This is a genomic window from Shewanella sp. A22, assembly GCF_053850585.1.
This window is the reverse complement of sequence record NZ_JBSQBN010000001.1, coordinates 125,630-150,811: the sequence shown is the minus strand read 5'-3', so window position 1 is coordinate 150,811 and position 25,182 is coordinate 125,630. Positions and strand designations below refer to the sequence as shown.

At 43.2% G+C, this 25,182-nt stretch carries 16 protein-coding genes; 7 read left to right on the top strand and 9 right to left on the bottom strand.

What is annotated here, in order from left to right; translation table 11 throughout:
* Positions 1-791: 791 nt before the first annotated feature.
* From ACWXWT_RS00595 to ACWXWT_RS00585, 3 genes are read right to left on the bottom strand one after another with little or no spacing between them, the layout of a single operon-like run.
* Complete coding sequence (locus tag ACWXWT_RS00595) at positions 792-1,775, bottom strand: sugar kinase (RefSeq protein ID WP_456039671.1); 984 nt, start codon at positions 1,773-1,775, stop codon at positions 792-794.
* Positions 1,776-3,263: a UxaA family hydrolase gene (locus tag ACWXWT_RS00590; RefSeq protein WP_456039670.1), complete on the bottom strand. Its 1,488-nt coding sequence runs from the start codon at positions 3,261-3,263 to the stop codon at positions 1,776-1,778. It abuts the gene before it with no gap.
* 1 nt (position 3,264) lies between these two features.
* Entirely contained in the window at positions 3,265-4,725 is a 1,461-nt protein-coding gene (locus ACWXWT_RS00585) for a tagaturonate reductase (protein WP_456039669.1), read from the bottom strand.
* Between the two features lie 188 nt (positions 4,726-4,913).
* Between ACWXWT_RS00585 and kduD the strand changes: the two genes are divergently transcribed.
* The 7 genes from kduD (at position 4,914) to ACWXWT_RS00550 (ending at position 14,864) form a co-directional block, all read left to right on the top strand.
* Positions 4,914-5,675 carry a 2-dehydro-3-deoxy-D-gluconate 5-dehydrogenase KduD gene (gene kduD, locus ACWXWT_RS00580; protein ID WP_456039668.1) on the top strand — a complete coding sequence of 254 codons (762 nt, stop codon included), beginning with the start codon at positions 4,914-4,916 and terminating at the stop codon, positions 5,673-5,675.
* Positions 5,676-5,730: 55 nt separating this feature from the next.
* Positions 5,731-6,576, top strand: a complete 846-nt coding sequence (gene kduI, locus ACWXWT_RS00575) for a 5-dehydro-4-deoxy-D-glucuronate isomerase (protein ID WP_456039667.1) — start codon at positions 5,731-5,733, stop codon at positions 6,574-6,576.
* Between the two features lie 35 nt (positions 6,577-6,611).
* Positions 6,612-7,589, top strand: a complete 978-nt coding sequence (locus ACWXWT_RS00570) for a TRAP transporter substrate-binding protein (protein ID WP_456039666.1) — start codon at positions 6,612-6,614, stop codon at positions 7,587-7,589.
* Between the two features lie 10 nt (positions 7,590-7,599).
* Positions 7,600-8,082 (top strand): TRAP transporter small permease, encoded by a 483-nt coding sequence (locus ACWXWT_RS00565; protein WP_456039665.1) that lies wholly within the window; start codon positions 7,600-7,602, stop codon positions 8,080-8,082.
* 5 nt (positions 8,083-8,087) lie between these two features.
* A complete protein-coding gene (locus ACWXWT_RS00560) occupies positions 8,088-9,380 on the top strand; it encodes a TRAP transporter large permease (RefSeq protein WP_456039683.1) in 1,293 nt (430 codons plus the stop codon).
* A gap of 187 nt (positions 9,381-9,567) precedes the next feature.
* Positions 9,568-10,590: a LacI family DNA-binding transcriptional regulator gene (locus ACWXWT_RS00555; protein ID WP_456039664.1), complete on the top strand. Its 1,023-nt coding sequence runs from the start codon at positions 9,568-9,570 to the stop codon at positions 10,588-10,590.
* 590 nt (positions 10,591-11,180) lie between these two features.
* Positions 11,181-14,864, top strand: a complete 3,684-nt coding sequence (locus ACWXWT_RS00550; RefSeq protein ID WP_456039663.1) for a pectate lyase family protein — start codon at positions 11,181-11,183, stop codon at positions 14,862-14,864.
* 463 nt (positions 14,865-15,327) lie between these two features.
* On the opposite strand, the gene ACWXWT_RS00545 is transcribed toward ACWXWT_RS00550, so the two are convergent.
* The 6 genes from ACWXWT_RS00545 to ACWXWT_RS00520 form a co-directional block, all read right to left on the bottom strand.
* A complete protein-coding gene (locus ACWXWT_RS00545; RefSeq protein WP_456039662.1) occupies positions 15,328-16,968 on the bottom strand; it encodes a pectinesterase family protein in 1,641 nt (546 codons plus the stop codon).
* 81 nt (positions 16,969-17,049) lie between these two features.
* The gene (locus tag ACWXWT_RS00540; protein WP_456039661.1) at positions 17,050-17,997 is read right to left on the bottom strand and encodes an alpha/beta fold hydrolase; all 948 of its coding nucleotides are present in this window, start codon (positions 17,995-17,997) and stop codon (positions 17,050-17,052) included.
* A 91-nt stretch (positions 17,998-18,088) separates the two neighbouring features.
* Positions 18,089-20,710 (bottom strand): glycoside hydrolase family 88 protein, encoded by a 2,622-nt coding sequence (locus tag ACWXWT_RS00535; RefSeq protein WP_456039660.1) that lies wholly within the window; start codon positions 20,708-20,710, stop codon positions 18,089-18,091.
* 19 nt (positions 20,711-20,729) lie between these two features.
* Complete coding sequence (gene uxaC / locus ACWXWT_RS00530; protein WP_456039659.1) at positions 20,730-22,175, bottom strand: glucuronate isomerase; 1,446 nt, start codon at positions 22,173-22,175, stop codon at positions 20,730-20,732.
* Positions 22,176-22,212: 37 nt separating this feature from the next.
* On the bottom strand, positions 22,213-23,691 hold the full coding sequence (locus tag ACWXWT_RS00525) for a glycoside hydrolase family 28 protein (RefSeq protein WP_456039658.1): 1,479 nt from the start codon (positions 23,689-23,691) through the stop codon (positions 22,213-22,215).
* 163 nt (positions 23,692-23,854) lie between these two features.
* Complete coding sequence (locus tag ACWXWT_RS00520) at positions 23,855-25,156, bottom strand: hypothetical protein (RefSeq protein ID WP_456039657.1); 1,302 nt, start codon at positions 25,154-25,156, stop codon at positions 23,855-23,857.
* Positions 25,157-25,182 lie beyond the last annotated feature (26 nt).

Below are 25,182 nucleotides of genomic sequence, written 5' to 3'. Positions count from 1 at the left end.
AAAATACGACTGCATGGTCTATTTTTTTCCATAAAAAATAAGACATTCCCACCATCCATGGCGGTCAGATGCTGGAGGTAGAGTAACGCAGGAGCTTGTTACCGAGGATCACTATTCGCTTCAATCACCTGCCTTGCCTACAGCTCTTTGAACTACCGCTGAAAGACCACATATTTAATAGGATTGGTATTACGCCAGCTAGCGTTGGATATGCTTCGAAATGAGTCATTGAAAGGGGGTGTCCCTGCAGAACAAAAGCGAGCATGGGTGAAAACAACATACTTAGAATCCGTTTTAAACGCTGGATTCAGCACGATGGCTAATTGATAAACACTCATGCGGTTATTCTGACATTACTCCGGTAAAGTTATTGGTTCTTTATTTAGCAAACACAAGTATTTATAATGGCTTATTGAATAAAATGTATTTAAGAATAAAATTCGGTTCCAACTCAATTCGATTCACTCATTGGATATAATTGGACAACTTAACCGATGAAAACTTTAATGTTAGCCTATCTCTGTGCCATATTTAAGACGAAAGGCTCATCAGAAATGATGAGCCTTTTTCGTTTAACTTACTAAAATAATGTTAAAAACACAAACTAGTTCAAACAGTGTTATAGAAGTAAAAAACTATGCAAACCTAAAGACTGACAAACTCTATAGATTTACAGATAAACAGCTATATAAAGCAAAAAATAATGGAAGAGATCAAGTTGTTTCAGATATTATTTGAAACAATTCGGCCCACATATTGTGGAAACCCACTAGTTCGAATCCTTCATATCTTCATATAGGTAATAAAGCGTTATTTTTCACTACACGACTGGCGGTGTAAATTATCTTGGGATCAATTTCTACAATTGCGCCCGCTTGAGCAATCACTTGAGCCGCAGTATAGTTACCTGCGAGAGCACAATTAGCTAAAGGCTCACCTTGTAGCCAATAGCAAAGAAAACCTGCATTAAACGAGTCTCCCGCAGCAGTGGTGTCAACAACATGAGGGACCTGTTCGGTAGGGTAATGCTGAGTTTCTATTATCCCCGAGCTATTTTTATGACTAATATGACAACCGTTTGCTCCATCTTTTATGACTAACTGTGACGCCCCTTGTTGATGCAGCCTTTGACGAGCAAGGCTGAGGCTATTGTCACCCCAAAGTCGTTGCTCATCTTCAAATGTGACTAAGGCTAAACTCGACATTGCCAAAACAATTTTCATTCGTTGCTGACATTCTTGTCTACTTGACCACAATGTTGCCCGGTAATTACTGTCGAAGATCAGTTTGACGCCACTTTGAGTCAGTTTTTTTAGTTGTGATAATAGGAATTGTGCATCTTCTGAGGGTAATATAGCTAAGGATATGCCTGACAAATAAATGGCATCAAACTCTGCTAAGTCATCAATAACTGTGGCGAATTGCTGATGTTGAACCATATATTTTGCTGCGGAGTCATTGCGCCAATACTGAAAAGTACGTTCTCCATCTGTGGTGTTTTGGATCAGATATAAGCCTGCATTTTTGTGCGGATTAAGTAACACTTTGTCGACTAAAATACCATGGGATAACCAGCGTTGGATCAGGGCAATGCTTAATGTATCTGTGCCCATACTTGATACAAAGCTGACATCCATGTTATTGGCTGCCAGTTTTTTTAAGTAGATGGCAGTATTCATAACATCACCACCAAAGTGCTGTTGCATGTCACCAAATATTTGGCCTTTGAGTTCAATCATGCATTCGCCAATCACGGCTATCTTTAAACTGCTCATTTATAAAGTCACTCCCTTTTTCCAGATGGCGACTTCTCTAATGTCATTTTTTTCATTGCAGGTTGGTTGGCCGTTCACTATGGCAACTAATAGTTGTAAAAATTCCTCATGCACTTGTTCCATATTGGCATCATTAATTAATACCCCGGCATCAAAGTCTATCCAGCGAGGTTTTCTTTGGGCTAATTCAGAATTAGTAGACATTTTTAGGGTTGGCACAAAGCCTCCATAAGGCGTACCTCGCCCTGTGGTAAATAGCACCATATGACATCCACAGGCCCCAAGTGCGCTGGTGGCAATAGGGTCATTACCGGGCGCAGTGAGTAAGTTAAGCCCGGGTGTACTGAGGCGCTGGCCATATTTCAATACCGCCTGAACTTTACTGGTACCGGCTTTTTGGGTACAGCCTAATGATTTATCTTCTAAGGTGGTGATGCCACCGTCTTTATTACCCGGTGATGGGTTTTCGTAAACCGGTTGATTATGGTCTTTGTAATAACGCTTAAAGCCATTAACCATCTCTACTAAGTCATAAAAGGTGGCTTTGTCTTTACAGCGCGACATTAAAATGGTTTCAGCGCCGAACATTTCTGGCACTTCAGTGAGTACTGTGGTGCCGCCTTGGGCGATAAGATAATCTGAAAAATAGCCTAATAAAGGATTAGCCGTAATACCTGAAAGACCGTCACTGCCGCCACATTCTAAACCAAACTTCACTTCACTTAAGGCACCCGTTACCCGTTTGTCTTGGCGCATTTCGGCATAGATTGCTTCAAGGTGGGCCACGCCTTCTTCAATTTCATCTTCCGCTGCTTGGGTGAGCAAAAACTTGACTCGTTTGTCGTCAAAATTGCCCAGCCCTTCTTTAAATACCGAGATTTGATTGTTTTCACAGCCAAGTCCAACAACAAGAGCGCCACCGGCATTAGGGTGTAGTACCATATTTTGTAGCAATATTCGGGTGGTTTCTAAGTCATCGCCAAGTTGTGAGCAACCAAACTGATGGGGAAAAACATGAACGCCATCAATAGCGAGACCAGGGTTACGGGCTAAAAAGGTTTTGGCCATTTGTGCAATCATGCCATTGACGCAGCCGACAGTCGGGATCACCCAAATCTCGTTACGAATGGCGACATCACCATTAGCACGGCGATACAGCATTACCTCTGGCGACGGTTTAGCATCCGCTGCCGTGATAAAATCAGGTTGATATTGATAGCCAAGCTCATCGTTCAAGGTGGTTTTAATGCTATGGGTGTGTACCCAATCACCTAGAGCAATATCGTGCACTGCGCTGCCAATGGGCGCACCATATTTGATAACTTTAGACTTAGCCGGTATCGCTTTAAGGGCGATTTTATGGCCTTTTTTAATATCATGGTTAACGCAGAGGCTTAACTGATCAATATTGAAGGTTTCCCCTGCATTGATATCCCTAAGTGCAATGGCTACATCATCTAACGGGTGCAGTTTAATTATGTCTTTCATATTAAAGGTCATCCAATGCCGCGGTCATCGTGGCAACAACACCATTGGCCATAAGCGATTCAAGGTTGTTGGTGACTTGCGCTGTGAATCCGTCGAGTTGATTTAAGTCTTGTCCCCAGTGCCAGCTTGCCCCTAATACTTCAGTCACTAGGTAGCCAACCGTTATATCACCTGCAGCAACTTGGCTCCAAAGATCGTTAAATAATGATAACCATTGTTTATTATCGCTAAGGGCAATGACTTCGCCATCACGTAAGCCACGGTAAAACCACATCTGTCCGGCAAAGGCCAGCGCCATCATTGGTGGCACTGATTGGCTGTTTTGGAGGTACAGGTTTAGCTGCGGCACAATACGGGTGGTGTATTTGGTCATGCTATTTAGCGAAATAGACAGTAACTCGTGGTAAATATATGGATTACGAAAGCGGTTCATCACATCTCGGGCAAAGGAGGTAAGCTCATCTTCGGGTAGTGCTAGTGTTGGAATAATTTCCCGGTAAATAAGCTGGTTTAAATATTGTTCAAATAATGGCAGCGCTAAGGTTTCGCCAACCGAGTCAATATTAGCCATATAAGCAAGCGGTACGACTGCGGTGTGAGCTCCATTTAGAATTGCCACTTTTCGCTGTTTGTACGGCGAAATGTCATCAACAATTTTGATATTCAGTGTACTGCCATGTAAACAAAGTAAATCGACAAGGTGTTTAGGTCCCTGAATTACAAATAGATGAAAGTGCTCTGCTGTCACCATGAAGTTATCTAAATAACCCACTTCTTGTTGTAATGATTCATGTTCGCTGCGGGGAAAGCCCGTCACAATACGATCAACTAAGGTAGAGCTGAAATGATTAGCTTGGTTAAGCCAAGTGACAAATTTAGCTGGCAGTTGCCATTGTTGGGCATATTGATGGACGATTTGTTTTAATTTTTCACCGTTGTAGTCAATTAACTCACAGGGAATAATTACCAAACCTGCGCTGTAAGCACCATTGAAGTGTTGGTATCGGCGGTATAGCCATTGCGTTAGTTTGGCCGGAAAAGTGCTAGCGGGGGCATCGTCTAGCTTATCTTGCGCATTATAATCAATGCCTGCTTCTGTGGTATTAGAGAAAATCAATTTGATATCAGGGTTTTCAGCTAATGCTAAATAGCGGCTAAAATCTTTATAAACTGGGATTTCTTCATTAATACAGGAGATGATCCGTTTGTCTGAAACGGTCTCACCATTTTCATTAAGGCCTCGAATAATCGTGGTGTACAAACCATCTTGGGTATTCAGTATTGGCAAAGTGTCATAATCGATAGGTCGAATGACACTAACACCTGCCTGCAAGTCCGTTGTTTCATTAAGTATATCTATTTGCCAATCAATAAATGCCCGTAAAAAATTCCCTTCACCAAATTGCATTATCTTTGTAGGGTATTGGTTTTTATTAAAGTTTTTTCTATTGAGTTGTTGCATGGCATTCCCTTAATGACACTTGAATTGCATTTAGTTTACGACCTAATGCCACCGGTGGCAAATAAAATTTGACAAATTGCTACCGGTGGCGAAGAATGTTGTTTAACAAAATGACTAAGTCGAGTTAACTTGGTGGTAACAGTTTGTTGTGTAAATGCTTGTTTTCAAATCTAACAGGAATAATCAGGATGACAGAATTATTTAACCTGAGTGGCAAGGTCGCATTAGTCACTGGTGCTAGCCGCGGTTTGGGTCAACAGATCGCTCTCGGTTTAGCCAAAGTGGGTGCAACAGTAATTTGCAGCAGTTCAAGTGAGCATGGATGCGATGACACCTTGGCACTTATTGCAGCTTCAGGTTTACAGGCAAGTCAGTGTTATGCCGATTTATCAAAAGCGGAAGATATACGCCGTATGAGTGAGCAAGTTCTGAGGCAAGTGCCAGCGGTTGATATTTTAGTCAATGTCGGCGGCACTATATATCGCCAAGCGGCTGTGGATTATGCCTATGAAGAATGGCAGCGGGTAATGCGAGTCAATCTTGATGCTAGTTTTTTACTTGCCCAAGCTGTTGCGCCTGCAATGATGACCAAACAACAAGGAAAAATTATCAATATTGCCTCAATGTTGTCATATAGCGGCGGCATGACAGTACCTGCTTACACCGCAAGCAAGCATGCGGTAGCGGGGTTAACCAAGGCATTAGCGAATGAGTGGGCAAGTCACAACATACAAGTTAATGCGATAGCACCAGGGTATTTTCGTACTGATAATACCCAAGCTCTGCAAGATGATGAACAACGCAATGCCGAGATTGAAAAGCGTATTCCTGCAGGGCGCTGGGGAGAGCCGGAAGATTTAGTTGGCGCAGCAATATTTTTAGCCTCAAGTGCTAGCGACTACGTTAATGGTCATATTTTGGCGGTTGATGGTGGCTGGTTGGCTCGTTAACTGCACAACTATTTAGTTTGATAACACAAACTAAATACTTAATAAGGAGATAACAATGAGTTTAACGGAAGTGGAAACCCGCTATGCAGTGGGCCCTAATGAAGTGAAAGGCTTTGATACAAATCAATTACGCAATGAATTTTTGGTAGATAAACTAATGCAACCAAATCAGGTTTATTGGGTTTATAGTCACTACGAACGCTTTATGGTGGGCAGTGCTGTGCCAACCGTTCAGCCGTTACAATTAGAAACCTTAGAGCCATTAAAAGCGGCCACTTTCTTACATGGTCGTGAGCTTGGGATTATCAATGTGGGTGGGCAGGGCACCATTACCGTTGATGGCACCCGTTACTCGTTAAATTATCAAGATGCGCTTTATATTGGTAAAGATAATCAAGAGGTTATTTTTTCCAGTGATGATGCAGCTACTCCTGCGAAATTCTATTTAAATTCAGCGCCAGCCCATCATGCTTATCCTACTCAACTGGTGACCAAACAAGACGCGAACGTGCTTCATCTTGGCAGTTTAGCGACCTCAAATGAGCGTGATATTCGCCAAATGCTCATTAGTACTGTGGTAAAAACCTGCCAATTACAAATGGGCTTAACGGCATTAAATACTGGGAGTGTGTGGAACACCATGCCTGCCCATCAACATGATCGTCGCAATGAAGTGTATTTCTATTTTGAAGTGCCTGAATCACAAGCTATATGTCATTTTATGGGCCAGCCCCAAGAAACTCGCCATATTTGGGTACATAACGAACAAGCGGTAATTTCGCCTCCTTGGTCGATTCATGCCGGTAGCGGTACCCAAAATTACAGTTTCATTTGGGGCATGGCTGGCGAGAATTTGGATTACGATGATATGGATAAATATCAACCCAATGAGCTGCGCTAATCCGGTCGTTTTTAACAACCATAGAAGTGATAAAAATGAAAAACAATCTTCTTTTGAAATTTGTTGCCATCGCGTGTGTGTTTTTTCTAATGAGCTGTGGCAGTAGTAATAAAAAAGTCACCTTAACTTTAGCTCACACCTTGGATACGCGTCATGTGGTGCATTTGGCGATGGAGCATATGGCTAGCCGATTAAATTATTATTCGGCTGGTTCAATGGAAATCGTCATTTATCCTAATGGTCAATTGGGATCTGAGCGTGAACTAATCGAGCTACTGCAAATCGGTAGCCTTGCGATGACCAAGGTTTCAACCAGTCCATTAGAAGGCTTTGTGCCAGAAATGAAGCTGTTTGGTATTCCTTATTTGATGCGTGATCGCGAACATTTTTGGCGTGTATTAGAGGGCGAAATAGGTCAGTCATTATTGGAAAAAGTCAAAGTTGCAAGGCTCAAAGGCATGGGTTATTACGATGCCGGTAGCCGCAGCTTTTATACCACCAATGCGCCAATTAATACTCCAGACGATCTGCTTGGTAATAAGATCCGAGTGGTAAATAGTCCTACAGCCGTTAGCATGGTGCAGGCTTTGGGCGGTGCAGCTGCACCGATTGCTTGGGGAGAGTTGTATGCCGCACTGCAGCAAGGGGTGGTTGATGGTGCAGAGAATAACCCGCCTAGCTATTATCTTTCTCGTCACTATGAAATTGCTAAATATTACAGCCTTGATGAGCACACCTTTGTGCCAGATATTATTTTAGCCAGCTTACCGGTATGGAATGGCTTAACCGCGCAGCAACAGCAATGGTTATCGGCAGCGATGGCTGACTCGGTGGTTTATCAAAAGTCATTGTGGCAAGAAGCATCTGATCATGCGTTAGCGCAGGTTCAAGCGGCCGGCACTATTGTGAGTTATCCAGATAAAACGCTTTTCCAAGCGAAAGTAGAATCCTTTCATCGCTCATTTGATGGGACTGTAGTGGGTGAACAAATAGTCAAAATCAAATCAATGTAAGGGATATAACATGCAAAGTTTGATGTCTTTGATTAACCAGTTGCTAGAAAAGGTGCTCATTACATTAATGGCGGCAATTGTGGTGGTGGTGACTTGGCAGGTGTTTTCGCGATTCATATTACAATCACCGAGCTCATACACCGAAGAATTAGCACGCTTTTTACTGATCTGGATTGGGGTGTTAGGGGCGGCCTATGCCTATAAAAATAAAGCTCACCTGGGGTTAGATATCCTCGTTGAGCGTATCCCAGAGCAGTCAAAGTGGCCCGTTCTGGTACTTATTGAGCTACTGGTGATTGTGTTTGCAGCCAGTATCCTAGTTTATGGTGGCTCTTTATTGGTATGGATGACCTTGGAACTGAATCAGATTTCAGCGTCCTTAGAAATTAAAGTTGGGCTGGTATATAGCGTACTGCCTTTATCAGGCGTGCTAATACTCATGTATTGCGTGACAAATATTAGCAAAATACTAGCAGAGAAAGGAGCCGCATAGTGGACATGACTTCATTGGTTTTAGTGTTTAGCTTTTTTGCCCTGCTGTTATTGTATGTACCTATTTCAGTGTGTATTGGGCTTGCGACCTTATTTGCCGTATTGCTGCACATCGACTTTACGCCAGCTACCATCACCATCGCTCAGCAGTTGGTTGGCGGTATTGATAGTTTTGCTTTACTGGCCATTCCATTTTTTATTTTGTCAGGGCTGATTATGGGACAAGGCGGTATTGCCAAACGTTTGATTGAATGTGCAATGGCAATTATTGGCTCGCTTCCCGGTGGATTAGCGCTGGTGAATGTCATGTCTTGTATGCTATTTGGGGCTATTTCTGGCTCTGCTGTAGCGGCAACATCCGCCATTGGTAGCTTTATGGTCCCGGAAATGAAAAAGCATGGATATGATGCTAACTTTTCTGCTGCCGTAACCGCGACAGCCGCCACCACTGGGATGTTGATCCCGCCGAGTAATATTCTCATTGTCTATGCGATTGCCAGTGGTGGGGTATCGATTGCCGCCTTGTTCATTGCAGGCTATGCGCCTGGGATGCTAGTGGGGTTAGCATTGATGGCGGTATGTTCAGTCTATGCTATTCGTAAAAAGTACCCGGTAACGGCAAGGCTGCCGTTAAAGGTTGCTTTTGGTAAAGTGATTGCCGCGTTACCTTCAATGTTGCTGATTTTTATTGTAATTGGCGGCATTATCGGCGGGGTGTTTACCGCTACTGAAGCTGGTGCTGTATCAGTACTGTATGCTTTCTTTTTGTCAGTGGTGTTTTATCGGGCGATTAATATTGCCGATTTGCCAAAACTACTGCTTAAAGCCTGTGAAACCACAGCCATTGTGATGTTGATTATTGGCGCGTCATCAGCTATGTCGTGGTTATTGTCCTATGCCCATATTCCACAAACGGTCAGTGAGTTTTTCTTAACCTTAAGTGATAACCCTTTGGTGGTGCTGTTACTGATTAATTTGATTTTAATTCTAGTCGGTGCCTTTATTGATATGACGCCAGCGGTATTAATTTTCACGCCGATATTTTTACCGGTAGCTGAGCAGTTTGGTATGTCACCGATCCAATTTGGCATTATGATTGTGCTCAATTTATCCATTGGCTTAGTTTCACCGCCAGTGGGCAGTGTGCTGTTTGTGAGTTGTGCTGTGGCAAAAACCTCAATTCACAACATCATTCGTCCGATGCTACCACTGTATTTAGTGATGTTTTTAGTATTAATGTTGGTGACTTACGTGCCCGCGATTAGTGAAACATTACCAAGATTATTTGGCTTACTTTAAGATTACTCAATGCAGATGAACGGGTCACTAGGCTTTAGAGTCATGTGACCCGTTAATCTGTTTTTTTAGTTAATCTAGTTTGTGTTTTCTGGTCATATAGCGGGCAGGACCTTGTCTAACAATCAATTAGTTGGAACCCCAATATGGCAATGCTACAATGCATTTATGATGTTTTAAGGGCTTTTTTATGGCTGTGACAATTAACGATGTCGCTAAACTTTCTGGCGTATCTAAACGTACCGTTTCTAGAGTAATAAATCGCTCTCCTTCGGTGGGCGAAGCTACGCGTGAGCGTGTGTTAAAAATAATACATGATCTTAATTTTTCGCCAGATAAACAGGCGCGAGGCTTGGCCTCGAGTCGTTCGTATTTATTGGGTCTGATTTACGATAACCCCGATGCCTTGTATATCGATCAGGTGCAACGTGGCGCCTTAGATGTATGTTCGGAATTGGGTTATGAACTTGTTGTGCATCCTTGCCAGTCTAAAGCCGTTGATTTTATCTCTGATTGTTTAAGCTTTATCTCCCGTTCTAAGTTAGATGGGGTGATTATTCTACCGCCAGTATCAGAAAATAAAGCTTTAGCGGCCGCTATTCGTGAGGCCGGCTGTCATTATATCCGCTTAGCATCTGTTGATTTAGATGATCATCAAAACACTGTCGTGTGTGATGAGCGTTCAGCGATGAAAGAAATGGCCACTCATTTGGTGTCGTTGGGCCATAAGGATATTGGGTTTATTTCAGGTCCGCATTATTTCAAATCGTCGATGGAGCGTATGGAAGGCTTTGTGTCTGCGCTTGAAGAATGCGATGTAAACATGGTCAGCAATCGTATTATTGAGGGTAAAAATAGCTACGAAAGTGGTATTGCCTGTGCAGAGCAGTTATTAAGTGGCGCAGTAAAACCGACTGCCATTGTTGCTAATAATGATGAAATGGCTGCAGGGGTATTAAGAGTAGCGCATAACTTGAAATTGTCGGTACCTGATGAATTGTCAGTGGCCGGTTTTGATGACAACATCTTGGCATCTAGAATAATTCCTTCTTTAACTACAATTTGCCGTCCAGTTGAAAATATGGCCAGCTTAGCGGTGCAAAAGCTCATTAATATGAGTCAGAGCGAGCACAGCATGCCATTAAAATTAACTAAAGCGATTACTCCCGTGTTAATTTGCCGTGAGTCGACGGGAAAGCGCACCGAAAATTAATAGGCATTCTTAACGCGATTAATTGCGTTCAGTTAAGTCATTTCGCGATAACAAAATAGCAGTTCTATTGTCCAAACTGTTTATCAATAAAATCCGATAATATTTATTATCGGATTTTATTATGGCTGCTTGCAGCAGCGCTTTTATTCATCGGGCTCTTGGCAATGTTTAGTGTTTAGCCCAATGGGTTGATGAGGCTGAAAGCCGGTATCTAAAAGTATTTAAAACTTCAAACGATTGATCTTTATGCTTACAACGAATAGACTACAACAGAATTTTGTTTAAAAAAACACCAATAACTAATCATCAATGCCACCGGTGGCAAGGTGATTAGACATAAATAGTTAAACAAAAATGGTGAAACAAAATTTAACTGAGTAACCAACCTTATTACAGTATCAATCGGCAGTATCTGTATCAGGAACAAGGTTTATAAAAGAGTCAGAATCTTATCGTAAATGCCACCGACAGCATTTGTATTAGGGGGTTAAGATTCAGGGAAAGAGGAGATATTCACCCATAAATGCCACCGGTGGCATTTGTGGATTGTCATCTCTTGATTCTAAAAATCAATTATATTAAGGATTAACATGAACAAAATAACGATGCTAAAGCATTCATTTAATTTTGGGATACTGGCTAGCGCGATGGTTTGCGGTCTATCCAGTGCCGCGCAATATGGTTTTTCCACTGAAAATGGCGGTACAACCGGCGGCCAAGGCGGTGCAGTGATCAAAGCGACAACGGGGACGCAAATACATGCAGCTATCTGTAATCGTGCCGCTGATGACACGCCACTTATTATTCATGTGGAGGGGACAATCAATCACGGTAACACGTTCAAACAAAGTGGTAGTTGCAATACCGCTGATGGGGTGATTGAACTGAAAGAAATTAGTAATATATCCATTATTGGTGTAGGTAATGGCGCATTATTTGACGAACTAGGTATTCATATACGTAACTCATCAAACATCATTTTACAGAATTTACATGTTCGTAATGTTAAAAAGTCAGGCTCGCCTACGTCAAATGGGGGTGATGCTATTGGGATGGAAAATAATGTCTCAAATGTCTGGGTCGATCACGTAACTTTAGAGGCGCAAGGTGGTGAAAGTGACGGCTATGATGCTTTATTTGATATAAAGAACAACACCAAGTATGTCACGCTTTCTTATAGTATTTTACGTAATTCAGGTCGTGGTGGCTTAGTGGGCTCTAGCTCAAGTGACGATCAAAATGGTCCGGTGACATTTCACCATAATATTTATCAAAACATTGACTCACGAGTGCCATTATTTCGTGGTCGCCTAGCTCACACTTACAACAACCATTTTAATGGCATCAATAAATCAGGCATTAACTCACGAATTGGCGGTGAAATTAAGGTCGAACACAACTACTTTGAAAAGGCGAAAGATCCATTAGGCACTTTTTATACTAACGATAAAGGCTATTGGGAAGTTAACGGAAATATTTTCACAGATACTGTGGTATGGACCGAAGATGCTGATAATAATCACCCTGCAGGGCCTAATCCTGTTTCAACCACATCGGTAAATATTCCTTATAACTATGTGATGGACGATGCCAGTTGTGTCAAAAATATTCTTGCTGTTACCGTAGGAGCAAACAAAGGGATAAAATTCTCTGATGGCAGCTGTTCTGCAGTAACACCTGATCCAGTAGACCCAGTAGACCCAGTGGATCCAGTAGACCCTGGTAATGGTGATGTGATTAATGCAGGCGAAAACTTCTCACTCAGTGCTGGATCTGATGGCAGCTCAAAAGGTGCTGGCAGTTATGGTAGTGTGCGTGACGGTAACTTAGATACTTATTGGTCACCAAGCGGCTCAACGGGTCGCATATCGATTAAGAGCTTAAGCAGCCCAATTAATACTGTGCGGATTATTGAAGCTGACGGCTCACAAGGCACAATCGGTGCGTGGAGCCTGATTAATAATGATAATGGCGACACGTTAATATCGGGCAATGGCATTAATGATTATATTAGCTTCGCTCAAATTTCCATGTCTAAAGTCAACTTTGTCATTGAGTCAGCTTCAGGTACCCCTAAAGTTGCCGAGTTTGAAACTTACCTAGCCACTTTTACAACACCAGTTGACCCTGTCATTCCCGGTTCAGTTAGCGCATCGACAAGTGTATCTGGTAGTGACGTTACCGTAAGTTGGAATACGCAAGACATTAATGTTAGCGGGCAAGAGGTTTATCGCGATACTGATGCTAATTTATCTGGCCGAGTGCGAATTGCAGCTGGGTTAACCGGTAATAGTTTCACTGATTATAATGTGGCGGATGGCAATTATTATTACTCGGTGAAAATTACCGGTGATGATGGCACTAAATACAATTCCTCAGCCATAGCGGCCAATGTACAAACCGGCTCAGCTGTGACAGAAATATTTGAAGAAAATGATAATGGGTTCTGTTCGGTTGATGGCGTGATAGAAAACGATCACAGTGGTTATAATGGTGTCGGCTATGCCAATACCGATAATGAGTCAGGTAAAGGCGTGGATTATGCTATTTCAGTGCCTGCGGCTGGCAGCTATACTATCTCGTTCCGTTATGCTAATGATGCCAGTGATCGCCCAGCAGCCTTGTTAATTAATGATACTTTAGCAGCCAGTTTAGCGTTTGCAGGAACCGGTACGTGGAGTGCATTTACATCAACTAGCGAGATAAGCGTCCAGCTAAATGCGGGCGATAACCTTGTGCGCTTGCAAGCGACTGGCAGCAGTGGTTTAGCCAATATTGATAGCTTAGCGGTAACTGGTATTGCCCCAACGGCAGGAGACTGCAATGGCGGCGGGGCGATTATTGCCCCTCCAGTTGACCCTGTCGATCCCATTGATCCTGTATACCCTAATGCTGAATGTGCTGATTTAATTAATAATGATTCAATCAACTGGCGTGAGTCATCGTTGCAATCTGATCAGCAAATCATTCAATGTTTAGCTGAATCATTAGGAACACCTGTGGGCTATGGCGAAAGAGCCACTGGCGGTTACAACCCAAATGGCGGCAGTAAGCTGGTTATCATTACCAATGATAAACCGGAAGATCAAATCTTGGCGGCAATTTCATCAAGCAATCATAACTGGATTGTGTTTGATAAAGATGACTTTGCTAACGAAACGGCAATTATGATGTATCGTCCATATTGTGCCAGTAGCTCAATGCAATCGGCATTAGGTGTGAATGAAGCGACCTGTCGTGATCCCTATGCTTGGTGTGCAGCTAAAGGAGTATCGAGCTCTAACTGTTTAGTCACTTTTTTTAATGACGAATTAAATGACAGCAGCCTGCCGGTACGTAACTATTTAATCGATAGTAATACCACCATTGATGGGCGTGGAGCTAAAGCCACCTTTACCTTTAACGGCTTTAAAATTGGTTCTGATAGTAGTGGTGCATCGACCCATCAATCAGAGAATGTCATCATCACCAACAATAAATTTGTGGGTGTAGGTCATACTGAAGATCATAATCTTGACCCTGATATGATCCGCTCGACCGGCGAATCTCATGATATTTGGATCCACCAAAATACCTTTGACACTACTGGCGATTCAGCCTTTGATGTTAAAGTTGGAGCACACGACATCACAGTATCATTTAATAAACTGGTTAACGTTAAGCGTGCAGCTTTACATGGCTCAAGCGATAGCCGCCCTGTAAACCAACAAATCACTACCACTATCCATAACAACTTGTTTGTTACCACAGATGATAATTTTGGGTCTAGCTCATATAACACCATGCGTAGAGTGCCATTACTACGTCGAGGCCAAACGCATATGTTTAATAACGTCTTTTATGGTTATCGTAAAGACGTTATGAGCTTACGTGTTGGCGCTAGAGCATTACTGGATGACAACTTGTTTATGAACCCAATTGATAACTCAAAAGGTGATGATTTAGCTGATTGGGATTTATCGTTATTTGATGATGCAATTCAAGATGGAGCGTTAGAAATCAATAACAGCTACGTATTTGAATCTGATTCAACTTGTAGTACTTCTGGTGGCTCAGCATCGTTAGATGTTGCACAAGGCAGTGTGCCCAATATGCTCGCAGATTATAATTCAGCATCTAAAAATGCGATTAATAGTAATAAGCTAAGTGTGGGTACAGACTTACGTAACTACGTGATGGCCGCGGCGGGTAAAGGAGGTAAAACGCCTTGGTTGTCGAGCTACAGCGAAGGTAAAAATAATATTATTGCAGTAGCGCCTAATAGCTGCCAGTAATCTAATATTACCAGTAATGTCATGCTGATAAAGCGGCTAGTACTAGCCGCTATATCACTTTAAAGTGCCTAGCTCATTGGTATGCTACCTGATTATTGAGGCTTTATAGTCTTTATTATTTTTCTCATACAAGTACTCTTGCTGTTTGACAATTAGTTGTTATGAATGTCTGCTTACATTTCCCATCGCCCTATAGCGGCAGGTTATCTAGCTACTTTGTATTAGTATTCTCAAAAGCATGGTGATCGTAAAATCACCGCTACGCTTAAGCAAATCATGTTGGAAATAGAGTTAACTGATCTTACACACAACACTAGTTTTTACTCAATGAATCCTAAAACCGTTTAAGTCATTATCCCGGCGTTGTGATTCGTGTGATATACAAGGATTGGTTCTCAGGATTGTGAAAATACGCTATACCAGAGATATGTATTCAAAGGGGTAATAAGGATGCATTGGATTTTTACTGCCTTGGCGCGCCAGTCATATTACCGTTATCACTAGCAAAACCACCGTTGATTGAGCCAATTGATATTTCAGCTGCCAGTAATGGCGATGGTGTCCAGCCTGCACCATTGTTGTAGCTGCTGAAAACCGCGCTGCGGGTAAGGTAGGTTAGGGCTTCATCTGCGTTGAGTAAGTAGCCTCCAACTCTGCTTGATAGGTCGAGTACGTTGCCGTCTAAATCCATTGAGCCATATTCACGCCAACCACTTATGGCTGTGGCAACAGTGGGGTTAGGAGCGGGTTGATTATTAACCCCCTCTACAGCCCAGCCGACGCTAGTGATATGCTTATCCATGTAGTTGTTAATGAGCACGACGTGGTCAAAGGCATCACTTTTACCGCTGCTTCTTGCAATATAAGTTGAGTCATCTAAAACATTATTCCCTAATGGCCCTGGTCCACGGGTAAAGCGACTGTTTAAGAAAACAAAGCCTGCATCGGTTTCATTTAGATTACGAGCTTGTAAAATATAGCCACCGGGCGAGTCCACATCGGCGCCATATTTAGAATCCCCAATGGTACGAATTTCGCTGTTTTCAAATAAGCTGGCATTACTATAACCCCAGATAAAATCGACGTTACCGGCGACTAGGCTGTTATAAAACCAGTTGTAACCCTTCAGTAATAAGGTGTCTTGTTCACTGATAAAGCTCATATTATTCGCGATAAGACGATAGGGACTGTTAAAATAGAGGGTTTCAGCTTGATCGCCAGAGCCCGTACGAGTGTGGGTATTTTTTAGGGTAAAATTTTTCAGCACCAAATTATCCGCTGATTCGACTAAAAAGACCGCGCGACTGCGCCAGTCTGGGTTATAGCTTTCGTAATTATTGTATTGCACTCGGGTGTTGGCGCGGCTTTCACCTTGAATGGTTAAATTGTTCTTGTTGCGTAAATAAAGTAGCTCTTCATAGATGCCATCTTTTAAGGTAATAGTAGCGGGAGTGTCTTTGTCAATCATGCCAACAACGTAATCTATCGCCCCTTGCAGGGTTCTAAAATCAGCTGGGCCGTTATCATCTACCAGAATGTCACGGCCTGTTGGGGCGCTGGTTTTAGTGCTAAATGACCAATTTCCTTCTTTACCTAAGCCAACAAAATCGCTGCCATTAAGTTTTCCTCCTTCAACTACCTTGTCGGTAATAACGACATAGTATTTTTTGGCGTATGCCAGTGCTCGGTTGTGGGGTTTAATTGTCAGCGTATTGCCATTTAAACTAATGGATTGATAATTTACGTTACGGAATTTATCAATGGTAGCATGACCAATACTGTCATTGTCTTTACCCAATACGAGGGTATCCAACAGGCTGTCATCGGCGGCATCATAAATGCGTATTTTACCAATTTCACCTAAGGTCGGCTCATTATCAAACACTAAAGAGAGTGGGCTATCGATATGCTGTTCAACCGAACCTGATGCAGGCAAGGTTTTGTCGATCAGACTACCATAAGTAGCATCTGGTTCGTTAGCGGGGATGGAAATAGCGTTTGCAGTGATATGGGCCTTGTCGGGCACAACAGAACTACTGCCAAATTCACAGCCGCTAATTGAGCCACAGACTAACATTGATAGCATCAGCTTTGATATTTCCATAATTTGTCCTGATTATTTTTCTTCAAAATTAATTGCTTGTATTGATAGCCTTATCGCTTACCCATAACCCTTGTGTGCCGATTAGTCTAGTTTGAGGTTGTGCTTTAAAAAGTCATCCATTGCCACAAGGGTGGGTGACTGCCATGGCTCAAACAACCAAAATGAATGCGGCGCTTGAGGAAAGGTGACTATTTTAGAGGGGATGCCCAATTCTGTTAGCGCAGTAATAGCTTGAGTTCTACCGGCATAAAAGCGCGATTTTTGGCCGTTAATAAACAAGGTTGGCGGCGCATTTTCGTCAATGTAATACACTGGCGATGCTTGCTGCCAACGTTGCGGTACTTGTTGATAGCGCCCGCCAAACCATGCTTGGGCGGCGCTTGGGTGTTTATTAGGATCGTTCTCATGGCGTAATGCTTCAGGCGAGGTAAAGTCACTTAAGCCATCAATATTGATTAAGGCTGCTATAGGTAAACGCGCTCTGTTTGACAAAGCGCAGCTGGGAGTAGAAAGAGTTGATTGATCTGTGTCTAACTGGCCGCCACTATACGCTAATAATGCAGCTAATTGACCACCGGCTGAGCTGCCAGCAAGCACTAATTGCTGCTGATTAATGTTAAATGTTAAGGCATTTTCGATTAGCCAAGTTAGCGCATCATAAAGGTCATCGACCGCCGCAGGATATTGTGCTTGGGGCGATAAGCGATAGCTCGGCACAGCAACTACATAGCCTCGCAGTGCCAGAGACGCGGCTAAATGACTCATCATGCTAGGGTTGCCAGAACGCCAAGCGCCACCATGAATGAGTGTGACTAGCGGCAAAGCGCCTTTTTGAGCCTTTGGCTGGTAAATATCGACGAACAATGTTTGCTTGTGGATAACCTTATAGGGCAGGGCGTGGCTGATATTAACCCGCTGACTGTTATCAGTAGGGATAGCAATATCAGGGTGATGTTTTCTAAGCTTGTGATAGGCTTTTTGTAAGGTATAACTATCATCATGTTGAATGCTTAGTTGCTGAACAGACACGCTTGCCCTGCTAGGATTGGTCACCAAGGCTAAGATGAAAAGCAGCCAAGCCATTATTGGCTTGGCTAGTGTTTTGCTTTGCTGCAACAAGCTATTTTACTGCAGTATCTGATTGCAGTAAGCGTGATATTTCAATGCCCGCGAGGATATAGGGGCCTGTGCCTTTAGGGTCGTTGCTAGAAATCCGTTCGTTCATGTAATATTCATAGCTGCCGTTACGGCCAAATCCTAAGCCTGCAACGTAACATTGGTTAGTCATACTTGTGCTGCCATCTGCATGGCTAAGGGTAAATTCAGCTAGCAAACCTTGATAAGCCTTTAGCGCAATAGGGCGATACTTGTCAGACAGATAGCCTTGGTTAATCGCCTTAGCATAAAAGTAAGTAAACATGGCGGTGGCGCTAGACTCACGGTAATTCGCCATCGCATTGGGTCTATCAAGAATTTGCCACCAAGTCCCCGTGTGTGGATCTTGTACTTTACTTAAGCTGTCGGCGATGTCATTCACCATCGCAATTAACTGCTCACGCTGAACGCTTAACTCATTATCTGGTTCAGCAGGTAATTGGGGTAATACATCGACTATCGCCATGGTTAGCCAGCCCATACCTCGGGCCCAAAAGTGAGCGGATAAGCCGGTGTTTTTTTCTGCCCAGTCTTGCTGTTTTTGCTCATCCCAAGCGTGGTAATACAAACCTGTTACCGGGTCTTTCAGCTGTTGCTGGGTGAGAAGAAATTCATTAATAACCTCTTGTAAGCTATGTTGCTGCTGTTCACCGCTTTCAAATGCGAGGGCGTATTCAGTTAAAAATGGCATGCCCATATATACCCCGTCTAGCCAAAATTGGTGCGGGTATTTTTGTTTGTGCCAGAATGCGCCAGCTGAGGTGCGAGGCTGTTGCTCAAGTTGTTGGCGCAGCAATGTTGCGGCTTGGCGATATTTAGGATCTTGGGTTTGTTGATATAAGCGAATTAAGTTACGACCTGGAGCAATACTATCAATGTTGAAGTTAGTTAATTTATAACGGCGAATATCGCCATCGGCAGTGACAAAACTTGCTGTGACCGTAGGAAGCACTTCGGTATATTCATTATTGCCAGTGGCTTTAGCCAATTCATCGTAAGCGAAAGGTAATAACCCCACGATATCGTATTCAAATTTTGGCAAGCGCTGCCGATTAACATCCCAACCAGCATAATGATAACCAAGGGCTTTGCGAGCAAGCTCGGCATCGGCCAATTTTACGCTCCAGTTTAGTGCACTTTCGGCTGTCAATGGTGCTTGTTGCTGGTCAATGCTCAATTGGGTTTTTAATCTCACTCTTGGGGTTAAAGTGAGCTTTTCAGCTTCTTGGTCAAGATAGCGCACAAAGTCATCTCGGTCATTGATACCACTTTCCACTTGCCAAGCTGCAGCAAAATAGTAGTTGATGCTTTGCTGGCCTGACTGTCCTTTGGGCTTAAGTTTAACCAGGTAGTTATTGGCATCCTCTGTGATGGTCATTAAATCATTCTTACGATAAAATACCGCCATACCTAATTGACTACCATCAAGACTTTGTTGCCCAAAACTGGCTATGTAAGTGTAAGCATCACCGGTAATGTCCTGATTACCTTGGATGAACTCGATGTCAGGGTGTTTAACAATCCCTGCAGTCATATTGGGGAGGTCTTGAGTTAATTTAAGGTTTACTTTTGCTAAGCGGCTACCACCTTGAATTGAAATTTTGGCTTGTAAATCTTGCTTATTAATGCTGTTTTGCCAACCGTTATAATCAATAGCGATAGATGATTGCAGCGCACCATTGGCGGTGATTTTGGCGGTCCAACTATCAACAAATGATACCCGCTCTACAGTTTGCTGTTTGTCGCCTGCAAGTAGCCCAAATCCACCGGCACCCAGTGAATTACCGACTTTTAAAATATCCATACCCCAATCTGCTGCTTGATGATAGCTGTCATAACCATCTAATCCCACTTGCTGCAATACTGGCTCAGAAGTGCGTTTACCAAAAATATCAAACCCATTGCGCCAGTCTAGATAAAATCGATAGGCGACTTTATCGGATTCTAATCCTGGACCTTCGTAACGGATCCAGTTGGAGTGATCGGTGTAATAAGCTGGTGGGGTGACTTCTGTGACATGTTCAAACTGGCCACCAATATATTCTTGATATTGCTGCTTGGGGTTATGGCGAGGCGGCTTGGTATGAGGCACCCATTGACCGCCTTTTTTAACCGATAAATCCGCTTGCGTTAATTTTACTGATGTGAGGTTACTTGAGTCAGTAGCGCTTGAGTCATTACCATCTTGCGACCAGATATCTAACTTAATACTGGCACTTGGGGCAAGATCGACCAATACCAATAAGCCGTCAAGTTGGCCATCGGCATCGTTATCCACGGCTTGGCTGGCGATCAGTTGGTTGTTGTGTTTGACCCACAACGGGATGTTGGTGTCAGTGGCTGTGTTTTGGCTATCTAATCCTAAATCGTAATAACTAATATAAATTGGCTGCTTTTGACGTGTGAATGTCGATGGGTTGGCAATATCCAGACTTGCTAAAGGCTGCGCTATTGTCAGTGGCTCGCTGGGTTTTGCTTGTGTTGTAACTGGCTGAGAGTCAACCGCTTTGCTACAAGCTGTTAGCAGCGAAATGCTCATTATCGTTGACAAAAATAGTGTCGATTGCAGTGAATTATATTTAGTCATTACGCAGTTCCTTGGCATATTAATCGAGTTTGTACGCTTTTTTCACTAATCCGTACGTTAGCTGATAGGCTAATTCATGCGCTTCATTGATTGTGATTTGATGATTCGCAACCAGCTCAGCTAAAAAGCGGCAGTCAACCCGACGGGCAACATCATGGCGAGCGGGGATAGATAAAAACGCTCGGGTATCATCATTAAAGCCAACAGTATTATAAAATCCTGCTGTTTCAGTGGTTTGTTGTCTAAAGCGTAACATACCAGCAGGGCTGTCATGGAACCACCATGCAGGGCCAAGTTTAAGGCTTGGATAATGACCTGCCAATGGCGCTAGCTCACGGCTGTAGGTGGTTTCATCCAAGGTAAACAGAATGATGTTTAAGCGGGGATCATTGCCATATTTGCTCAGCATGGGTTTTAACGCGTTAACGTATTCGGTTGCACTTGGAATATCAGCACCTTTATCACGGCCAAACTTATCAAAAATAGGCTGATTATGATTGCGATGGGCGCCTGGGTGAATTTGCATTACCATGCCATCTTCAATACTCATGCCTGCGAGTTCCGTGATCATTTGGCCACGAAATAGCTCTTGTTGTTCAGGGGTTGATTGACCTGAAAGACACGTTTTAAATAATGCCTCACATTCATTTAAGCTTAAATCGGCAGTCATAGCGCTTGGGTGACCGTGGTCGGTCGCAGTTGCACGGCCTGCCTCGCGAAAGAATGCGCGACGAATACGGATGGCATTTAAATATCCCTGCCATTGGCGAGTATCTTCGCCGGTGATGTTACCGAGTTTGGCGATGTTGTCGATGAAGTCTTCACGGCTGGCATCAACAATATCATCTGGGCGGAAATTGGTAATAACTCTCGCTGCCATTGGTGTGCCCGCTAGGGCAATATGATGGGCTAAATCATCCAGTGCGCCCTCAGTGGTGGCAATCAGTTCAATGTTAAAGCGATCCATTAAGGCGCGAGGTTTATATTCTGGGGCGGACAAAGCGGTAGTAATGGTGTGGTAATAATGGCTGGCATTGTCGCTGCATAAGGTTTCTGTGAGACCAAAAACTTGGCTGAACACAGAGTTAAGCCAATAGCCACTAGGCGTACCAGCAAATAAATAAAAATGCTCTGCAAAAATTTGCCACACTTTTTCTGGGTCACAACTGCGCGAAGCGTCAAGGTCGCCTTGTAAGCCATGTTGAGGAATACCCAGCTCGGTTAAATCTATGCCTTGGCTGTATAGCATACGAAACACGTAGTGATCCGGTTTGATAAGCAAGTCTGTGGCATTGCCAAAGTTATTATTGAGATTGAACCAGCTTGGATCAGTATGCCCATGGGGGCTGATGATGGGTAAATCTTTTATTTTTTCATACAGCTTAGTCGCAATCTCGATAACGTGCGGATCGCTAGAGAAAAGCCTATTTGGATGTAAGGTTAATGGCTGATTTGGCGTGTTCATTAATAGTTCCTTCAACAATAATAATATGGCTGTGCTATTAGCTTAAAGTGCGATTTAATAGCGATTTAGCGCTGATCTGCTTACCATTGATGCTGACATCGTTAATGGATAGAACATTGATATTTTCGACAATCGACGGTTCAGCAACTTGATTGAAATGACAATGGTTGAGAGACATTGCCCCAATGGGAGCGCGCTCAAAACCGCGCAGATAAAGCGCTTTGCTAAGCACTTTGTTACACACAAGATTTTCAATGTGAATATCACGTACTACCGGATCGAACTTACCAATATCGCCTTCTTCATAATAAAAATTAATTACGATGGCGTTTTTAACTGTGCCGACTTTGATATTGCGAATGCGGATATGTTCTATCAGCCCGCCACGAATTGAGTTGGTTTTGATACGGATAGCTCGTTCAAGATCTGGGCTATCCATGGTGCAGTTTTCAACAAATACATTATTTACCCCGCCAGATATTTCACTGCCCATAACAACACCTCCATGGCCGGCGTGCATGTAGTTATTGGCAATCACGATATTTTGACTGGGAATATTAATGCGTCTACCGTCAGCATTACGGCCAGACTTGATGGCAATACAGTCATCGCCGGTATCAAAGATGCAGTTTTCAATTAATACATGATCGCAGCTTTCAGGGTTGCAACCATCAGAGTTGGGGCCGTGACTTAAAAAAGACACCTCAGTAATGGTAACGTTGTTGCACAAAACAGGATTTACTAACCAAAATGGCGAATTTTTAATGGTAATCCCCTGGATCAGCACTTGCTGGCATTCATAAGGTTGGATAAAGGGTGGACGTAAATAAGCGCCATCGCCGTAGTGACGTTCGGCAACCGGTACGGCGTTTTCTGCATCAAGCATCAATTTTTTACGGGCAGTTTTTTGGTCTTGTCCAGCAATCAATTGCCAATGCTTTTCTCTGTGGGGACCTTTCCAAGGCCACCAAACTTCATCACTGGCATTGCCTTGTAAAGTTCCTTTACCTGTGATGGCGATATTACTTTGACGGTAAGCGTAAATCAGTGGCGAATAGCCCATCATTTCCATACCTTCCCAACGGGTTAAAACTGTCGGTAAGTAATCATTTGGATCTGTGCTAAAGCTCAAGGTGGCGTGTTGATGTAAATGCAGCTCAACATTGGAGAGTAAATGAATAGCACCGGTTTTAAAGCTGCCTTGTGGTACTAATACGCGCCCACCGCCAGCTTTATTGCAGGCTTTGATTGCATCATTAATGGCGCTGGTACAAAGTGTTTTATCATCATTAACTGCGCCAAAATCAGTAATATTAAATAGGTTATCAGCAAATTGTGGCACGACGATACTTTGGCGAATTTGTGCTGCTTGCTGCCAGTCGTTCGCTGCTGACGCTGGTGGGGTAACAGTTTGCTTAGCCATTAAGCCACTTGCTAATGCTAGCGGAGTCTTTGCGGCAGTCAGTAATGTGCAAGCGCTAAGCGCTTTAAGCATGGTTCTTCTATTGTTATTCATATTTCCTCTAACCTATTTACGTCGTTTTGCTTAGCGGATGTTAATCAATATTATTTAAACTTGGTCACACATTAACAAACATTGCCACCGGTGGCAATAGGCTTTGATTCACAATATTTAAAACGTAATGACAGTGTCAATAAAGTGAATATGGCGATGCTTTTTAAGGACTAACATGCTCAGTTACCTTGGTAAAAGTTAATAACCACTGGCGTATAGCCTCAGTATTTTGGTTATTGTCAGGCACTGTTAAGCTGCGATGGGTTGTAGCATAGTTTGGGTAACCACCAACCTCATTTTGGCTGTCGATAATGTTGCCGCCGCGCTGTTTAACCGAGTTAATGATGCGTTGATCAATGGGGTCTCTATCCCATGGACGTGCACCCACCTGAGCCAGAATGCGATCTTCCAGTGTCTTAACAGATATAGCGACTAACCCATTGGGCCATAGTGGGGGCGCACTTAACTGATTCATTGCCCCATGTGCTTGTGGCATGGGCTCTCCGTCCAAGTTGATTACTTGATTATCTTGCATAAACACATTGCCTTGATAAGCCACTAAGGGCAGGTCGGAATAACTACTATTGCCATAAATAAGCTTATTACCGATCACTGTCACTTTAGGGTTATCAGGTTCAAAATCGCTATGTGCGAATTCATCATTAACAAATCCCAGCTGAACGGCTGCATTGCCCAAGTTATACATTAGATTGTTTACCACCACGCCGCTGCTACTGCCTTTAAAGTAAGGGTTGCGCCTGTCGTTATGGGCAAATAAGTTGCCGATGATGGCAATATTTTTAATAAAATCATGAATGAGTAACCCTTTTGAATGCTTACCTTTTTTATGGGTTGCATTATCAAGGGCTTGAGCAATAATCGAATTGCTAAAGGTGATTTTTTTAGCGGTAAACTCATGGCCTTTGTCTCTTGGGCCGGAGGCTGACATGTTCTCATCGACCGCCCACGTAGCAGAGCAGTGGTCAATGTGGATGTTATAGGCTGAGCGTCCCGATGCTCCTATAGCATCAGGAGCCCAACCAGAGCGCGTAGCTTCATTATTATCACCGGGCCTGACAGCAAGATGACGGATACGAATATCATGGCTGATAATTTTGATGCCACCGCGAATTAAGGTGATGCCTGGATGTGGCGCGGTTTCACCGGCAATGGTTAAGTAAGGCGTATCAATAGTGAGTGTCTGCTTTTGTAGGTCGATAACGCCGCCTACCTCAAATACCACTAGCCGTTTACCTGCTTGGCTAATCGCCCATCTTAGGGAGCCTTCGCCTTGGTTGTTAGTGTTGGTGACTTTAATGATACTGCCGTACTCCCCTCCATGGGTGTCCATGCCAAAACCAGTAACATGTTCAAGTGATGGTAATGCTTGGCTGTGAGTTGAAGTGGCGAAAAAATTTATTGCAAGAAAGCTGGTGATTAGAACAAAACGGGTAAATATCATCATAGAGCTGGAGACCTTGTATGTGATCT

Excerpts from the sequence above, each read along its gene's own strand:
- ACWXWT_RS00595 (WP_456039671.1), bottom strand. The coding sequence starts at position 1,775 with ATGAGCAGTTTAAAGATAGCCGTGATTGGCGAATGCATGATTGAACTC.
- ACWXWT_RS00590 (WP_456039670.1), bottom strand. The coding sequence starts at position 3,263 with ATGAAAGACATAATTAAACTGCACCCGTTAGATGATGTAGCCATTGCA.
- ACWXWT_RS00585 (WP_456039669.1), bottom strand. The coding sequence starts at position 4,725 with ATGCAACAACTCAATAGAAAAAACTTTAATAAAAACCAATACCCTACA.
- kduD (WP_456039668.1), top strand. The coding sequence starts at position 4,914 with ATGACAGAATTATTTAACCTGAGTGGCAAGGTCGCATTAGTCACTGGT.
- kduI (WP_456039667.1), top strand. The coding sequence starts at position 5,731 with ATGAGTTTAACGGAAGTGGAAACCCGCTATGCAGTGGGCCCTAATGAA.
- ACWXWT_RS00570 (WP_456039666.1), top strand. The coding sequence starts at position 6,612 with ATGAAAAACAATCTTCTTTTGAAATTTGTTGCCATCGCGTGTGTGTTT.
- ACWXWT_RS00565 (WP_456039665.1), top strand. The coding sequence starts at position 7,600 with ATGCAAAGTTTGATGTCTTTGATTAACCAGTTGCTAGAAAAGGTGCTC.
- ACWXWT_RS00560 (WP_456039683.1), top strand. The coding sequence starts at position 8,088 with ATGACTTCATTGGTTTTAGTGTTTAGCTTTTTTGCCCTGCTGTTATTG.
- ACWXWT_RS00555 (WP_456039664.1), top strand. The coding sequence starts at position 9,568 with ATGGCTGTGACAATTAACGATGTCGCTAAACTTTCTGGCGTATCTAAA.
- ACWXWT_RS00550 (WP_456039663.1), top strand. The coding sequence starts at position 11,181 with ATGAACAAAATAACGATGCTAAAGCATTCATTTAATTTTGGGATACTG.
- ACWXWT_RS00545 (WP_456039662.1), bottom strand. The coding sequence starts at position 16,968 with ATGGAAATATCAAAGCTGATGCTATCAATGTTAGTCTGTGGCTCAATT.
- ACWXWT_RS00535 (WP_456039660.1), bottom strand. The coding sequence starts at position 20,710 with ATGACTAAATATAATTCACTGCAATCGACACTATTTTTGTCAACGATA.
- uxaC (WP_456039659.1), bottom strand. The coding sequence starts at position 22,175 with ATGAACACGCCAAATCAGCCATTAACCTTACATCCAAATAGGCTTTTC.
- ACWXWT_RS00525 (WP_456039658.1), bottom strand. The coding sequence starts at position 23,691 with ATGAATAACAATAGAAGAACCATGCTTAAAGCGCTTAGCGCTTGCACA.
- ACWXWT_RS00520 (WP_456039657.1), bottom strand. The coding sequence starts at position 25,156 with ATGATGATATTTACCCGTTTTGTTCTAATCACCAGCTTTCTTGCAATA.